Annotated in this window: 13 protein-coding genes and 1 riboswitch; of the genes, 3 read left to right on the forward strand and 10 right to left on the reverse strand. The window is 61.4% G+C overall.

Features of this window, described 5'->3' with window-relative positions:
* Positions 1-156: 156 nt before the first annotated feature.
* Both metF and ahcY read right to left on the reverse strand, forming a co-directional pair.
* Positions 157-993 carry a methylenetetrahydrofolate reductase [NAD(P)H] gene (metF, locus tag ACUXV1_RS08810; protein ID WP_043642207.1) on the reverse strand — a complete coding sequence of 279 codons (837 nt, stop codon included), beginning with the start codon at positions 991-993 and terminating at the stop codon, positions 157-159.
* A 131-nt stretch (positions 994-1,124) separates the two neighbouring features.
* On the reverse strand, positions 1,125-2,534 hold the full coding sequence (gene ahcY / locus ACUXV1_RS08815) for an adenosylhomocysteinase (protein ID WP_043642204.1): 1,410 nt from the start codon (positions 2,532-2,534) through the stop codon (positions 1,125-1,127).
* Positions 2,535-2,596: 62 nt separating this feature from the next.
* Positions 2,597-2,670: riboswitch (S-adenosyl-L-homocysteine riboswitch) on the reverse strand.
* 79 nt (positions 2,671-2,749) lie between these two features.
* Between ahcY and ACUXV1_RS08820 the strand changes: the two genes are divergently transcribed.
* A complete protein-coding gene (locus ACUXV1_RS08820) occupies positions 2,750-4,387 on the forward strand; it encodes a histidine kinase N-terminal 7TM domain-containing diguanylate cyclase (RefSeq protein ID WP_446015162.1) in 1,638 nt (545 codons plus the stop codon).
* A 206-nt stretch (positions 4,388-4,593) separates the two neighbouring features.
* Here the strand turns inward: ACUXV1_RS08820 and metK are convergent, their stop codons facing one another.
* Positions 4,594-5,763 (reverse strand): methionine adenosyltransferase, encoded by a 1,170-nt coding sequence (gene metK / locus ACUXV1_RS08825; RefSeq protein WP_019101982.1) that lies wholly within the window; start codon positions 5,761-5,763, stop codon positions 4,594-4,596.
* A gap of 76 nt (positions 5,764-5,839) precedes the next feature.
* Between metK and ACUXV1_RS08830 the strand changes: the two genes are divergently transcribed.
* Complete coding sequence (locus ACUXV1_RS08830) at positions 5,840-6,721, forward strand: lysophospholipid acyltransferase family protein (protein WP_203389680.1); 882 nt, start codon at positions 5,840-5,842, stop codon at positions 6,719-6,721.
* A gap of 69 nt (positions 6,722-6,790) precedes the next feature.
* Positions 6,791-7,657, forward strand: a complete 867-nt coding sequence (locus ACUXV1_RS08835; RefSeq protein WP_337883421.1) for a lipid A biosynthesis lauroyl acyltransferase — start codon at positions 6,791-6,793, stop codon at positions 7,655-7,657.
* A 489-nt stretch (positions 7,658-8,146) separates the two neighbouring features.
* On the opposite strand, the gene ACUXV1_RS08840 is transcribed toward ACUXV1_RS08835, so the two are convergent.
* The 7 genes from ACUXV1_RS08840 to nuoI are packed head-to-tail and all read right to left on the reverse strand — an operon-like array spanning position 8,147 to position 15,011.
* Complete coding sequence (locus tag ACUXV1_RS08840; protein ID WP_043642191.1) at positions 8,147-8,440, reverse strand: DUF2818 family protein; 294 nt, start codon at positions 8,438-8,440, stop codon at positions 8,147-8,149.
* Between the two features lie 12 nt (positions 8,441-8,452).
* Entirely contained in the window at positions 8,453-9,907 is a 1,455-nt protein-coding gene (gene nuoN, locus ACUXV1_RS08845) for an NADH-quinone oxidoreductase subunit NuoN (RefSeq protein ID WP_043590766.1), read from the reverse strand.
* Positions 9,908-9,927: 20 nt separating this feature from the next.
* Positions 9,928-11,424, reverse strand: a complete 1,497-nt coding sequence (locus ACUXV1_RS08850) for an NADH-quinone oxidoreductase subunit M (protein WP_019103712.1) — start codon at positions 11,422-11,424, stop codon at positions 9,928-9,930.
* A 40-nt stretch (positions 11,425-11,464) separates the two neighbouring features.
* Positions 11,465-13,498, reverse strand: coding sequence for an NADH-quinone oxidoreductase subunit L (gene nuoL, locus ACUXV1_RS08855; protein ID WP_118268273.1), 2,034 nt, complete (start codon positions 13,496-13,498; stop codon positions 11,465-11,467).
* 32 nt (positions 13,499-13,530) lie between these two features.
* Positions 13,531-13,836, reverse strand: coding sequence for an NADH-quinone oxidoreductase subunit NuoK (nuoK, locus tag ACUXV1_RS08860; RefSeq protein ID WP_019102195.1), 306 nt, complete (start codon positions 13,834-13,836; stop codon positions 13,531-13,533).
* Positions 13,837-13,862: 26 nt separating this feature from the next.
* Positions 13,863-14,522 (reverse strand): NADH-quinone oxidoreductase subunit J, encoded by a 660-nt coding sequence (locus ACUXV1_RS08865; protein ID WP_039755352.1) that lies wholly within the window; start codon positions 14,520-14,522, stop codon positions 13,863-13,865.
* Positions 14,523-14,531: 9 nt separating this feature from the next.
* Complete coding sequence (gene nuoI / locus ACUXV1_RS08870) at positions 14,532-15,011, reverse strand: NADH-quinone oxidoreductase subunit NuoI (protein WP_196783887.1); 480 nt, start codon at positions 15,009-15,011, stop codon at positions 14,532-14,534.
* Between the last annotated feature and the right edge of the window lie 24 nt (positions 15,012-15,035).

Genomic DNA, 15,035 nt, shown 5'->3' on the forward strand with positions numbered 1-15,035 from the left:
TCAAAAGCTTTTAGACCCGGTTTACGATCTCGCGAACTAAGGCGAGACAAGGCGAAAACAACTGAGAAAGCGGAGTGTACACACGGTACAGAAGCATTTCGAAGCGGTACTCGCCATGTCACGTCACACAACGCGCGGCAGATCGTAAACAGGTTCTTACAAGCCTAATCGCTGCCAAACCGTGGACACCAGCCCCGCCTGATTCAGCGTGTAGAAATGCAGGCCCGGCGCGCCGTGCTGCAGCAAGCGGTCGCACAACTCGGTGACCACGTCCAGGCCCAGCGCGCGAATGGACGCGCTGTCGTCGTAATAAGCCTGCATGCGCTGGCGCAGCCAGCGCGGCACTTCCGCGCCGCACATGTCGGAAAAACGACACAGTTGCCCGAAGTTGGAGATCGGCATGATGCCCGGAACGATGGGAATATTCACGCCCCTGGCCTGAACTTCGTCGACGAAACGGAAATAGGCGTCGGCGTTGAAAAAATACTGAGTCATCGCCGAGTTGGCGCCGGCATGGACCTTGCGCACGAAGTTGTTGAGGTCGTCCTCGGCCGAGCGCGCCTGTGGATGGAATTCCGGATAGGCCGCGACTTCGATGTGGAAATGATCGCCGTGCTCGGCGCGGATGAACTCCACCAGCTCGTTGGCGTAACGAAACTCGCCGGCCGCCACCATGCCGGACGGGATGTCGCCACGCAAGGCGACGATGTGTCGGATGCCGTTGTTGCGGTATTCGTTGAGGATGGCCCCGATATTCTCGCGGGTGGAACCGATGCAGGACAGGTGCGGCGCGGCGGCGTGGCCTTCACTGCGGATTTCCAGCACTGTCGCCAGCGTCCCGTCGCGGGTGGTGCCGCCGGCGCCAAAGGTGACGGAGAAAAACTGCGGCTTGAATTGAGCCAATTGCTGGCGCGTGGTGCGCAGCTTGGCAATCCCTTCCGGGGTCTTGGGCGGAAAGAATTCGAAACTGAAGGTTCGGCTCTGTGCTGTCATGATCTCTCTGTATCTCCCAACGGGAGACTCCTTTGTTTTTATATAGGATGACCGCGGTCCGCGGCGGCGGACAAGAAAAAACGGACAGCACCATTCTAATAGCCCTGTCCGTTTTTCTATCGTTATAAAAATCAATAACGATAGTGATCCGGCTTATAAGGGCCTTGCTTGGGCACGCTGATGTAGGCGGCCTGCTCGTCGGACAGCTCGGTCAGCCGGGCGCCGATGCGGGCCAGATGCAGGCGCGCCACCTTCTCGTCCAGATGTTTGGGCAGCACATACACCTGCTTGCCGTATTGCTGGCCGTTGGCGAAAATTTCCACCTGCGCCAGCACTTGGTTGGTGAAGGAATTGGACATCACGAAGCTGGGGTGGCCGGTGGCGCAGCCCAAGTTGACCAGGCGGCCTTCGGCCAACAGGATCACCCGTTTTCCGTCCGGGAAGATGATGTGGTCCACCTGCGGCTTGATATTGTCCCACTGGTACTGGCGCAGGCTGGCAACCTCGATCTCACTGTCGAAATGGCCGATATTGCAGACGATGGCGTTATTGCGCATCTTCTTCATGTGTTCGTGAGTGATTACGCCGACATTGCCGGTGGCGGTGACAAAGATGTCGGCCTGATCGGCCACCTCGTCCATGCGCACCACGCGGTAGCCTTCCATCGCCGCTTGCAGCGCGCAAATCGGGTCCACCTCGGTCACCCACACCGTGGCGCCCAGGCCCCGCAGGCTCTGCGCGCACCCCTTGCCCACGTCGCCGTAACCCAGCACCACCGCCACCTTGCCGGCCACCATCACGTCGGTGGCGCGCTTGATGCCGTCCACCAGCGATTCGCGGCAGCCGTAGAGATTGTCGAACTTGGACTTGGTCACCGAGTCGTTGACGTTGAAGGCCGGGAACGGCAAGCGGCCTTCCTTCTCCAGCTGGTACAGGCGATGCACGCCGGTGGTGGTTTCCTCGGTCACGCCCTTGATGTGCTTGAGCCGCTTGGAGTACCACTGCGGATCTTTCTGCAGATAGCGGGCAATGGCGGCGAACAGCGCTGTCTCTTCCTCGTTGGACGGATGGCTGATCACCCCGCGATCGGTTTCCGCCTTGCTGCCCAGCATCAGCAGCAAGGTGGCGTCGCCGCCGTCGTCCAGAATCATATTGGCCGGCTCATGCTCCGGCCATTCGAAGATCTTGTGGCTGAACTCCCAATACTCGTCCAGGCTCTCGCCCTTGAAGGCGAACACCGGGATGCCGGCCGCGGCGATGGCGGCGGCGGCGTGGTCCTGGGTGGAGAAGATATTGCAAGAGGCCCAGCGCACTTCCGCGCCCAGCGCCACCAGGGTTTCAATCAAAACCCCGGTCTGGATCGTCATGTGCAGACTGCCGGCAATACGCGCGCCGCGCAGCGGCTGGCTATGCCGGTGCTCATCGCGCAAGGCCATCAGGCCCGGCATCTCGGTTTCGGCAATCGCCAGTTCCTTACGGCCCCAGGCGGACAAATTAATATCGGCAACATGAAAATCGGTGAAATCAGCCATCGCGAGCATTCCTTAGTTCACGCAGCCGGCCAGGATGCGGCTCACCCGCTCCCGTGCCCGGCACGGTTTTGATCAGGTGAGCGCCGTTGAAACGGGAGCGGCCCGAGCCTGGGGATGGATCATCCTCGCAGCGCCCCTCGGGCCGACCGGCCGCCGGCGGCGTGGACACGCGGACGGCGACGTTTCGATTATACCTATGCCGCTCGGAAAAGGTAGGAGTCTGCATGCCAAGAAGATACACTACCGGCTTGCCGATTCATCGCCGCCCCATGACTTTCGACTTCACCCCGCTGGCCGCCCTGTCCGGGATCGCCGCGCTGATTTCAACCGCTATCGCCGCCATTGCCTGGTATCGCCGCCAGTTTCCTGGCGTGCGCTGGCTGGCGCTGCTGATGAGTTCGGTGGCGTTCTGGGCCGCCGGCGCCATGTGCGAGCTGGCCGCCGCCAGCCTGTCCGCCAAAATCGCCTGGTCCAAGCTGGAATACCTCGGCACGCTGAGCACGCCGGTGCTGTTCCTGCTGCTGGCGCTGGACTACAACCGCATTCAGCTGAGCCGGCGCTGGTTGGCGGCGCTGTTCGCCCTGCCCTTGCTCTGCTTCGTCCTGGCGCTCAGCAACGAAAGCCACCACCTGGTGTGGACCAGTTACCGGCCCAGCCCCTCCGGCTACAACCTCCTGGTCTATGGGCACGGCCCGGCATTCTGGGTCGGCGTCGCCGGCTACTCCTACCTGATGATGCTGATCGGCTCGTTGATGCTGATCCGCGCGCTGCATTACTACCCGGCCCACTTCCGCGGCCAGTCCATCGTTCTGATGGCCAGCGCCTGCGCGCCCTGGCTGGGCAACATCCTCTACCTGAGCAGCGCCATGCCCTTGCAGGGCCTGGATCCTACACCACTGGCCTTCACCATCACCGGCCTGGTGTTCGCGCTGGACCTGCTCTACCTGCGCCTGCTCTACCTGGTGCCGGTGGCCCGCGCGCGTTCTTTCGAAGCCATGGGAGACGGAGTGCTGGTGATAGACGACAAGTTCCGCATCCTGGACCTCAACCCGGCCGCCGCCCGGCTGCTGGGCCGACCCAGCCGCTTGCTGCTGGGCCAGGCCTTGCCGGCGGACTGGCCCAGGGAACAGATTCTGAAAGGGCGAGACGCATCGCTGGAGCTATCTTTGCAAGACGGCGCGCGCATTCTGGACCTGCGCGTGTATCCAATCGCTCATCACCCTCAGCCTCACTCCAGCCGCATGCTGGTGGCGCGCGACATCACTGAGCGGCGCCAGGCCGAGGAAGCGCTGCGCGGCGCCAATCAGACCCTGGCCTTGCGCATCGCCGAAATCGAAGCACTGCAGGCGGCGTTGCGCGAACAGGCCTTGCGCGACCCGCTGACCGGTTTATACAACCGCCGTTATCTGGACGACACCTTCGCCCGCGAGCTGAGCCGCGCCCGCAGCGAGGGCGCGCCGCTCAGCATTGCGCTGATAGATCTGGACGATTTCAAACGCATCAACGACAGTTTCGGCCATTACTTCGGCGACGAAGTATTGCGCCGTTTGTCAGCGCTACTGGCCGAAGACGGCCACCACGGTGACATCCTCTGCCGTCTGGGCGGCGAGGAGTTTCTGGTGCTGATGCCCGGCGCCGACGGCGAGCAGGCCCTGCGTCGCGCCGAGACCTGGCGCGCCGCCTTTCAACGGCTGCCGCACGGCGCCGGAGACGACAGTTTCTGCGCCACCTTCTCCTGCGGCCTAGCCGCCTTCCCATTGCACGCGGACAGCCCCGCCTCGCTGTACCAAGCCGCGGACCGGGCCCTGTACGCGGTCAAGGCCGGCGGCAAGAATGCCTGCCGCCTGAGCGCGGCCCTCTAAAGCGTATTGACGATCTCGCGTGCTAGAACGAGACGAGGCGGAGACAGCTGTAAAAGCGGAATGTACACACGGTACATGAGCATTTTTAAGGTGCACTCACCGAGCCACGTTTCACGACGCGTAGCAGATCGTAAACAGCTTCTAAAAAGAAACAAAAAAACGCCTGTCCGTGGACAGGCGTTTCTTGGCATGAAGCCCAGCGGGGCTTACAGGCCGGCGTCGGCGCGCAGCGCCTCCACCTTGTCGGTGCGCTCCCAGCTGAATTCCGGCTCTTCGCGGCCAAAGTGGCCGTAAGCGGCGGTCTTGCTGTAGATCGGGCGCAGCAGATCCAGCATCTGGATAATGCCTTTGGGACGCAGGTCGAAGTGCTTTTTCACCAGCTCCACGATCTTCTCGTTCGGAATCGAGTTGGTGCCGAAGGTGTCCACCGCGATGGAGGTCGGCTCGGCCACGCCGATGGCGTAGGAAACCTGGATCTGGCACTGGCGCGCCAGACCCGCGGCAACGATGTTCTTCGCCACGTAGCGGCCGGCATAAGCGGCGGAACGGTCCACTTTGGACGGATCCTTGCCGGAGAAAGCGCCGCCGCCGTGCGGCGCCGCGCCGCCATAGGTGTCGACGATGATCTTGCGGCCGGTCAGGCCGCAATCGCCCATCGGGCCGCCAATCACGAAACGGCCGGTCGGGTTGATCAGGAATTTGGTTTCCGGGGTAATCATCTCCGGCGGCAGCACCGGCTTGATGATGTCCTCGATCACCGCCTCGGTCAGCGTCTTGTGATCGATTTCCGGGGTGTGCTGGGTGGACAGCACCACGGTGTCGATGCGCTTGGGCAGGCCGGTGGCGCCGTCGTATACGCAAGTGATCTGGCTCTTGGCGTCCGGACGCAGCCACGGCAGGCGGCCGTCCTTGCGCAACTCGGCCTGACGCTGCACCAAGCGGTGCGCGTAGTAGATCGGGAACGGCATCAGCGTCGGCGTTTCGTCGCAAGCGTAGCCGAACATCAGGCCCTGGTCGCCGGCGCCCTGGTTCAAATCCAGGCCTTCGCCTTCATTGACGCCTTGGGCGATGTCCTGCGACTGCTTGTCGTAGCAAGCCATCACCGCGCAACCGCGGAAGTCGAAGCCCAGCGCGGAATCGTCGTAACCGATGCGCTTGATGGTCTCGCGGGCGATCTTGATGTAGTCGATATTGGCGCTGGTGGTGATTTCGCCGGCCAGCACGACCAGGCCGGTGTTCACCAGGGTCTCGGCGGCGACGCGCGCGTGCTTGTCCTCGCGCAGAATGGCGTCAAGGATGGCGTCGGAGATCTGATCGGCGACTTTGTCCGGGTGCCCTTCCGACACCGACTCAGATGTAAACAGATATTCGCTCATTTATTATTCGTTCCCGAAAAATGCAAAACCTTGTGATGATAAAATAGGTCGCTTTAAGACCAAGACTGAGCTTCATATGTCTAAGCTAGTCCATTTATTGCTGTCTTTCCTGGCGCACCTGCCTTTATCCTGGCTACAAGGCCTAGGTGCCGTTCTTGGACGACTGACTTATCATGCGTCCCCCCGCTACAGAGCACGGCTCCGGGAGAACCTAAGTTCTAGTAAAATCTGTGGAAATTATCAGCTTTTACCGCGTTTAGTCAAACAAAGCGCCGCGGAAACCGGCAAGGGCGCGCTGGAACTGGCCATCGCCTGGTGCCGCGAGCCGGACGACATCGCCGCCATGGTCAAGTCGTGCACCGGCTGGGAGCACGTCGAGGCGGCATTGGCCAAAGGCCACGGCATCGTCTTCGTCACCCCGCACCTGGGCAGCTACGACATCGCCGGCCGCTATATCAGCTCGCGGCTGCCGTTTCCGCTGACCGCGATGTACCGCCCTCCCAAGCTCGCCTGGCTGGAACCGGTGATGCAGGCCGGCCGCGCCCGCGGCAAGGGCAAGACCGCGCCGGCCACCGGCGCCGGAGTTCGCGTGCTTATGAAAGCGCTGAAATCCGGCGAAGCCACCATCATCCTGCCGGATCAAGTGCCCGGCAACGGCGAAGGCGTGTGGGCGCCGTTCTTCGAGCGTCCGGCCTACACCATGACTCTGGTGCCGCGGCTGGCTCAGATCAGCGGCGTGGAGACGCTGTTCTTCGTCGGCGAGCGCCTGCCTTGCGGCCAAGGCTTCCGCGTTCACATCGAACCGCCCGCGCAAGCGTTCAGCGGCGATAAGGAGCAGGACGCCGCTCAGCTCAACGCCCAGGTGGAAGCGCTGATTCGCCGCTTCCCCAGCCAATACCTGTGGAGCTATAACCGCTATAAATGCCCGCCTGGCGTCAGCCGGCCGGACACGCAATAACAGAGAGGCTCGGAACACTCTCGCCCAGGACGCGCGGCGGGTTGTTCGAGCTTCTCGACAAGGAAACCTATGAAATTCGCTTTTTCCCTGCTGTGGTTGATCCGCCTGCTGCCGATGTGGGCGATCGGCCTGCTGGCCCGCGGCCTGGGCAATATCGCCTACTGCCTGGCACATGGCCGCCGCCGCGTCGGCATGATCAATCTGAGGCTATGCTTCCCCGACATGCCGTTGGCGGAACGCCGCCGGCTCATCCGCCGCAATTTCCAGCACATGATACGCATGGTGCTTGAGTACGGCGTGGTCTGGTGGAGTTCGGCCGCTCGCATCGACAAGCTGGTCGAGATCAAAAACCTGCACTACGTCACCGAGCTGCGCGAGCGCGGCGAAGACGTGATCCTGTTTTACCCTCACTTCGTCGGTTTCGAAATGTGCGTGTATTCGCTGAACCAGCACATCCCGTTGGTTAGCGTCTACTCCCACCAGAAGAACGAAGCTCTGGACCGCCAAATCTATAAAGGCCGCCAACGCTACGACAACGCCTACATCGTGTCTCGTCAGGAAGGGCTGCGCCCCATCATCAAGGCAATGCGCAAGGACCACGCCCCCTTCCTCTACTTGCCTGATCAAGACTTTGGGGTGCGCGACTCGGTATTCGTCGACTTCTTCGGCGTCAAGGCCGCCACCATCACCGGCCTGTCCCGCATCAGCAAGCTGGCGCGCGCCAAAGTCGTCCCGGCCATCGCCCGCCGGGTGGGCAACCGCTTTGAGCTGGAGTTCTACCCGCCTTGGGACGACTACCCCAGCGAGGACATCGAAGCGGACACCCGCCGCATGAACGCCTTCCTGGAACAACGCGTTCGCGAAATCCCGGACCAGTACTTCTGGCTGCATAAGCGCTTCAAAAGCCGGCCGCAGGGTGAGGCCCGCTTTTACTAAGAAGCTGTTTACGATCTGCTGCGCGTCGGCGATACCGTAAACATGTTCTAAGCAAGGCGCCCAAAGCGGCGCCTTTTTCAATCAAATGCTAGTGTCTGCAAAGACGTCCGCCAACGAGAAGATGGCCGCCTGCCGCTGCCGGCTATCGATCTGCGGCCCCAAGCTCCGGAAGCGCTCCGTACTGCAATGCCGACCCAAGGCCGCCCTGTCCGGCCAGGTTTAGATGAAGACGAAATGGCCTGAGTCTTTCTGATCGATGAACAGCTCATAGCGGATGCAGTCCGGCTCTTGCCGCGCCTTCTCCACCAAATTCGCGATACAGCGGCTCCACCTCAGCCACGCGGTCCAGCAGGGTGAAGTCCTGAGCAATCACCTTCGCACCCCTCTTCTCATTGCGCGGCCAGCGGTGCTCCGCGCCGCTTCCCCCCAAAAAAACAGCGCGGACGGGGTTTCCCCCATCCGCGCCGATACTGCTCGCCCTGCCCGCTGTTAACCGCGTCGCCGCCAGAAATAGCGATAGACGTAACCCGGAAACGCGAACACCAGGAACAAGGACAAGGTCGTCACATAGAACTGCCAATTCTGCGGCTGCACCGGCATCAACCGGCTTTCCAGCAGGTAGGCGAAGCCGCCCACCAGCAGATACAGCGCCATCAGTTCCAGAAAGCGCCAGCCAAAATGCTTATTGGCTACTTTCCACACGCCGCCCACTTTCTGGGTCAAGAACGGTAGGTTGGCCGCCGCCAAGGCGATGATCAGCAAAGCGATGACGCTGGATTGCATGGTATGGCGGCCTTAAATCACGGTAAGCGATTGACGCACGACTTGCAGGCACAACTCCAGCGCGCGCTCCGGCAGCAGGCCGATGACGAGCAAGGCCAGCGCGTTCAGCGACAGCACCAGCTTCATATCGCCGCGCACCACGATATCGCTGCGGTCTTCAGCATCGTCGAAGTACATGGTCTTGACCACGCGCAGGTAGTAGAACGCGCCGATCACCGACATCAGCACCGCGAAGATGGCCAGCTTGATCATGCCGATATCCACGATAGCCTTGATCACCGCGAACTTGGCGTAGAAGCCCACCAGCGGCGGAATGCCGGCCATGGAGAACATGGTCAGCAGCATCAGCAGCGCATACCAGCTGTTGCGGCTGTTCAGGCCCTTCAGATCCTCAACCTTCTCGCACTCGAAACCGGCGCGCGAGAGGGCCAGCAGCATGCCGAAGCTAACCAGCGACATCAGCACATAGCTCAGCGCGTAGAACAGCGCCGCCGAGTAGCCCACCTTGGTGCCCGCCAGGACACCCAAGAGCAGAAAGCCCATGTGCGAGATCGTCGAGTAAGCCAGCATCCGTTTGATGTTGGTCTGCACGATAGCGGTTACGTTGCCGATCGCCATCGACAGCGCGGACACGATCACCAGCATCAGTTGCCAGTCCGCCACCAGCGCGTCCAGGCCCTGAGCCAGGATGCGCAGCGTGAAGACGAAGGCCGCCAGCTTGGGGGCCGCGCCCACCATCAGCGTCACCGAAGTCGGCGCGCCGTGGTAAACGTCCGGCACCCACATGTGGAACGGCACTGCGCCCAGCTTGAAGGACAGGCCGGCCACAATGAACACCAGACCGAAGACCAGCAGCACATCGTTGGCCTTATGCGCGGCGATGGACTTGGCTACCGTCGCCAGTTCCAGCGAACCAGTGGCGCCATAAACCATGGAAATGCCGTAGAGCAGCAGGCCGGAGGCCAGCGCGCCCAGCACGAAGTACTTCATCGCCGCTTCGGTGGCCTTCACGGACTCGCGCTGCAGAGCGATCAGCGAGTACAGCGCCAGCGAGAGCAGTTCCAGGCCCATATACAGGGTCAGGAAGTGCGAAGCCGACACCATCAGGTTCATGCCCAGCAAAGCGAACAACGCCAGCGAGAAATACTCGCCCTTGAACAGCTGACGATCAGCAGTGTACTGCCGGCTGTAGATCAGCACGATGGCGGTCACAGCGTACATGGCCAGCTTGACCACGCCGCCCATCGGATCCGCGACGAACATGCCGGAGAAAGTCACGACCGGCTGCGAAGAGAAAGTCATCACCTGCGCCACCGCCGCGCCCAAGAGGGTCAGCAGGGTCAGGCCCAGGGTGATGCCGCGCTTTTCGTCCGAAACGAACAGGTCCGCCATCAGCACGAACAGGATCGCGCCGGCGAGGAACATCTCGGGGATTGCCGGTATCAGGTTGAGATCAGCCCAATTCATTGTTTCCATTCCTTCCGCGCTTACAGCTTGCTCTGCGAGACATGCAGGATCAGGTCATTGACCGACAGGTGCATTTTCTCGACGAAGGCTTGCGGATACAGGCCCATGCCCAGCACCGCGATGGCCAGGATGGCCAGCACCAGGAATTCGCGCTTGTTGACGTCGGACAGCTCCGCCACATGGCTGTTGCCCACATCGCCGAAGATCACGCGCTTGTACATCCACAAGGTATAGGCCGCGCCGAAGATCAGCGTGGTGGCGGCCAAGGCCGCGTACCAGAAGTTCACCTGCACCGCGCCCATGATCACCATGAACTCGCCGACGAAGCCGGAGGTGGCCGGCAGACCGGAGTTGGCCATGGCGAACAGCATCATGAAGGCCGCGAAGATCGGCATCTTGTTGGCCACGCCGCCGTAGTCGGCGATATTGCGGCTGTGCACGCGGTCGTACATCACGCCGATGCAGAAGAACATCGCGGCGGACACGAAGCCGTGGGACACCATCTGCACCAGCGCGCCTTCAACCGCCCACTGGTTCAGTTCGGAACCGGTGAACAGGAACAGACCCAGAGTGACGAAGCCCATGTGCGAAATAGACGAATAAGCCACCAGCTTCTTCATGTCGGACTGCACCAGCGCCACCAGACCGATGTAAACCACCGCCACCAGCGACAGCGCCACCATCACGCCGGACAGCTCGCGCGCGGCGTCGGGCAGGATGGGCAGCACGAACCGCAGGAAGCCGTAGGCGCCGATCTTCAGCGTGATCGCGGCCAGCACCATGGAGCCGCCGGTTGGCGCTTCCACGTGAGCGTCCGGCAACCAGGTGTGCACCGGCCACATCGGCACCTTCACCGCGAAGGACAGGAAGAAGGCGACGAAGAGCAGGATCTGCACCGTCAGCGGGATCTTGGCGATGTCGTGGAAAGCCTGGATGTCGAAGGACTTGCCGGCCTGGAAGTACAGGTAGATCAAGGCCACCAGCATCAGCAGCGAGCCCAGCAGGGTGTAAAGAAAGAACTTGATCGACGCGTACACGCGACGCGGGCCGCCCCAGACGCCGATGATCAGATACATCGGAATCAGCATGCCTTCAAAGAAGACATAGAACAGGATGGCGTCCAACGCGGCGAAAGCGCCGTTGATCAAGCCGGACATGATCAGGAAGGCGGCCATGTACTGCGACACGCGCTTCTGGATCACCTGCCAGCCGGCCACCACCACCAGCAGAGTGGTGAAGCTGTTGAGCACCACGAACAGCATCGAGATGCCGTCCACGCCCAAGTGGTAGTTGATGCCGAGGGACTCAATCCACGGCTTCATCTCGACGAACTGCATGCCGCCGCTGAGATTGTTGAATTCAGTGAACAGCGGCAGCGACAGCAGGAAGCCCGCCAGGGCCCCCGCCGCGGCCAGCCAGCGCGCCAGCGTGGCCCGCTGATCGCCCCCGGTTGCCAGCACCAGCAACCCGGCCGCTATCGGGGCCCAGATCACCAGAGTCAATAGATTTGTGAACATAGTCAAACCCAAGTTGTTATTCCAATCCCGGAGTCCGGGCTCAACGCCAGATCAGCGGCCAGAACCACATCGTCATCAGCGCCAGCACCCCGATGATCATCGCGGTGGCGTAGCTGTAGATGAAGCCGGTTTGCGCGCGGCGGATGAAGCCGGAGAACGTCGCCACCAGCTTGGCGGTGCCGTTCACTACCAGACCATCGATCAGCAACATGTCGCCCACCTTCCAGAAGAAGGTACCCAGAGCCCGAGAGCCCTTGGCGAACACGGCGAAGTAGATCTCGTCCAGGTAGTACTTGTTTTCCAGGACCTTGTTCACCAGGCTGAACTTCTGCTTGATGGCGGCCGGAATCTGCGGCGCCTTCATGTAGAAGAACCAGGCGGTGGCCACGCCGGCCAGCGCCAGCCACAGCGGCAGCGTGCTCAGCGAATGCACGCCCATGGCGGCGGCGCCATGGAACTCGCGGGCGATCTCTTCCATCGCCGGGTGCAGTTCATGGTTGACGGTGATCACGCCCTTGAAGAAGTCGCCGTACAGCAGCGGCTCGATCGCGAAGTAACCCACCAGCACCGACGGAATCGCCAGCAGCACCAGCGGCAGGGTCACCACCCACGGCGACTCGTGCGGCTTATCGTTCGGGCCCAGGCCATGGTGATGATCGTGATCGTCATGGCCATGGTCGTGATGATCGTCCTTCTTCTCCATCCAGCGCTCCTTACCATGGAAGACCAGGAAGTACATGCGGAAGGAGTAGAAGGCGGTCACGAACACACCGGCGATCACCGCGAAGTAGGCGAAACCGGCCGCGGACAGATTGGACGCGTGCACCGCCTCGATGATGGAGTCCTTGGAGTAGAAGCCGGAGAAGAACGGCGTGCCGATCAAGGCCAGCGAACCCAAGAGCGAAGTCAGCCAGGTGATGGGCATGTACTTGCGCAGGCCGCCCATATTGCGCATGTCCTGATCGTGATGCATGCCGATGATCACCGAACCCGCCGCCAGGAACAGCAGCGCCTTGAAGAAGGCGTGGGTCATCACATGGAACATCGCCACCGAGTAGGCCGAGGCGCCCAGCGCCACGGTCATGTAACCCAGCTGCGACAGCGTGGAGTAAGCCACCACGCGCTTGATGTCGTTCTGGACGATGCCGAGGAAGCCCATGAACAGCGCGGTGATGGAACCGGCGACCATGATCACGTTCAGCGCGGTGTCGGACAGTTCGAACAGGGGGCTCATCCGCGACACCATGAAGATGCCGGCGGTCACCATGGTGGCCGCGTGAATCAGCGCCGAGATCGGAGTCGGGCCTTCCATCGAGTCCGGCAGCCACACATGCAGCGGGAACTGCGCCGATTTGCCCATCGCGCCGATGAACAAGAGGATGCAGGTCACGCTCAGCAGCGACCATTCGGTGCCCGGAATCAGGCTGATGGTCTTGTTAGCCAGCGCCGGAGCGGCGGCGAACACATCGCTGTAGTTCAGCGAGCCGCCGAAATAAGCCAGCACCAGGCCGATGCCCAGAAGGAAGCCGAAGTCGCCGACGCGGTTGACCAGGAAAGCCTTCAGGTTGGCGAAGATCGCGGTCGGACGCTTGAACCAGAAGCCGATCAGCAGGTAGGACACCAGGCCCACCGCTTCCCAACCGAAGAACAGCTGGATGAAGTTGTTGCTCATCACCAGCATCAGCATCGAGAAGGTAAACAGCGAGATATAGCTGAAGAAGCGCTGATAGCCCGGGTCTTCCTGCATGTAGCCGATGGTGTAAATGTGCACCATCAGCGACACGCTGGTGACCACCACCAGCATCATCGCGGTCAGCGAATCCACCAGGAAGCCCACCGAGAACTCGTAGCCTCCCACTGTCAGCCAGGTGTAAACCGGACCGTTGAACACTTCAGCCTGCCCGGTCAGGAAGGCGTGAAGCACCTTGAGCGACAGCGCGGCGGACAGCGCCACGCCGGCTATCGTCACGACGTGCGAAGCGCGCCGGCCGATGGCCCATCCAAATAGGCCTGCAATGATGGAACCCGCCAGCGGGGCGAGTGCAATCAGCAGGTATAAGCTCTTCATATCCATGCTTGTGTGCTTTGTGTAGGTTCCGGTTTGCCTTAGCCTTTGAGGCTGCCCAAGTCTTCAACGTTGATGGTGCGCAGATTGCGGAACAGCACCACCAGAATGGCGAGACCGATCGCGGCTTCGGCCGCAGCCACCGTCAGGATGAAGAATACGAAGATCTGGCCCGCCGTATCCGACAGGTAATGCGAGAACGCGATGAAATTGAAATTCACCGCGAGCAGCATCAGCTCGATGGCCATCAGCAGCACGATCAGATTTTTCCGGTTCAGGAAAACGCCTAGCACGCCGATGGCAAACAGGATTGCGGCCAGCACCAGGAAGTGAGTCAGTGTCAGCACATTTCCTCCCTTATGTTGATTGGCCGTCAGGCCTGTTGCTTACCGGATTCGGCCTCGGAGGCCTCCTCCACCGTGGATTCTTCAGCAGGCTGTTCGGCCTGCATTTTCACCAGTCGCACGCGGTCGTTGCGCTTGACCTTGACCTGCAGCGCCGGATCGATCGCCTTGGTGTCCTTGCGGCTGCGCATGGTCAGGCCGATGGCGGCCACCATGGCCAGCAGCAGCACCACCGCCGCCACTTCGAAAGGCAGCAGATAAGTGGTGTACAGCTGACGACCCAGCACTTTGACGTTGCTGAAGTCGGCCGCCAGCGGCGCGGCGGCCTGGTAGGCGTCAAGCCTGGCGCTGGGGCTGGCCAGAATCATCGCCATTTCAAACACCATGATGATGCCGACCGCGGCGGCGACCGGAAGATTCTTCCAGAAGCCCTCGCGCAGTTTCTCGATGTTGATGTCCAGCATCATCACCACAAACAGGAACAACACCATCACCGCGCCCACATACACCACCACGAGGGTGATGGCCAGGAACTCGGCCTCCATCAGCAGCCACAGACCGGCGCTGTTGAAGAAGGCCAGCACCAGGAACAGTGCGGCGTGAATCGGGTTCTTGGCCGTCACCACGCGGATACCCGCGAACACCAGGATGGCGGACAGAACATAGAAGACAAACATTGTGAAGTTCATGACCCCCCCTTAGCGATACTTGGCGTCGGCCGCCTTGTTGGCGGCGATCTCGGCTTCGTACTTGTCGCCGATCGCCAGCAGCATCGGCTTGGTGTAGTACAGATCGCCACGTTTTTCGCCGTGGTATTCGAAGATGTGGGTTTCCACGATGGCGTCCACCGGACAGGCTTCCTCGCAGAAGCCGCAGAAGATGCACTTGGTCAGATCGATGTCGTAGCGCGTGGTGCGGCGGGTGCCGTCATCGCGCTGTTCGGACTCGATGCTGATCGCCATCGCCGGGCACACCGCCTCGCACAGCTTGCAGGCGATGCAGCGTTCTTCGCCGTTGGCGTAGCGGCGCTGAGCGTGCAGGCCGCGGAAGCGCGGCGAAATCGGCGTCTTCTCTTCGGGGAACTGAACCGTGATCTTGCGGGCGAAGAAGTAGCGGCCAGTGACCATCAGGCCCTTGACCAGCTCCACCAGCAGGAAGGTCTTGAAAAAGTTTCGGATCGAATTCATCTTTTCACCTATCCC

Source organism: Chromobacterium sp. W521, assembly GCF_052805975.1.

What these genes read in the sequence shown, in the direction of transcription:
- metF (WP_043642207.1), bottom strand. Translation starts at nt 993, where the DNA reads ATGACAGCACAGAGCCGAACCTTCAGTTTCGAATTCTTTCCGCCCAAG.
- ahcY (WP_043642204.1), bottom strand. Translation starts at nt 2,534, where the DNA reads ATGCTCGCGATGGCTGATTTCACCGATTTTCATGTTGCCGATATTAAT.
- ACUXV1_RS08820 (WP_446015162.1), top strand. Translation starts at nt 2,750, where the DNA reads ATGCCAAGAAGATACACTACCGGCTTGCCGATTCATCGCCGCCCCATG.
- metK (WP_019101982.1), bottom strand. Translation starts at nt 5,763, where the DNA reads ATGAGCGAATATCTGTTTACATCTGAGTCGGTGTCGGAAGGGCACCCG.
- ACUXV1_RS08830 (WP_203389680.1), top strand. Translation starts at nt 5,840, where the DNA reads ATGTCTAAGCTAGTCCATTTATTGCTGTCTTTCCTGGCGCACCTGCCT.
- ACUXV1_RS08835 (WP_337883421.1), top strand. Translation starts at nt 6,791, where the DNA reads ATGAAATTCGCTTTTTCCCTGCTGTGGTTGATCCGCCTGCTGCCGATG.
- ACUXV1_RS08840 (WP_043642191.1), bottom strand. Translation starts at nt 8,440, where the DNA reads ATGCAATCCAGCGTCATCGCTTTGCTGATCATCGCCTTGGCGGCGGCC.
- nuoN (WP_043590766.1), bottom strand. Translation starts at nt 9,907, where the DNA reads ATGAATTGGGCTGATCTCAACCTGATACCGGCAATCCCCGAGATGTTC.
- ACUXV1_RS08850 (WP_019103712.1), bottom strand. Translation starts at nt 11,424, where the DNA reads ATGTTCACAAATCTATTGACTCTGGTGATCTGGGCCCCGATAGCGGCC.
- nuoL (WP_118268273.1), bottom strand. Translation starts at nt 13,498, where the DNA reads ATGGATATGAAGAGCTTATACCTGCTGATTGCACTCGCCCCGCTGGCG.
- ACUXV1_RS08865 (WP_039755352.1), bottom strand. Translation starts at nt 14,522, where the DNA reads ATGAACTTCACAATGTTTGTCTTCTATGTTCTGTCCGCCATCCTGGTG.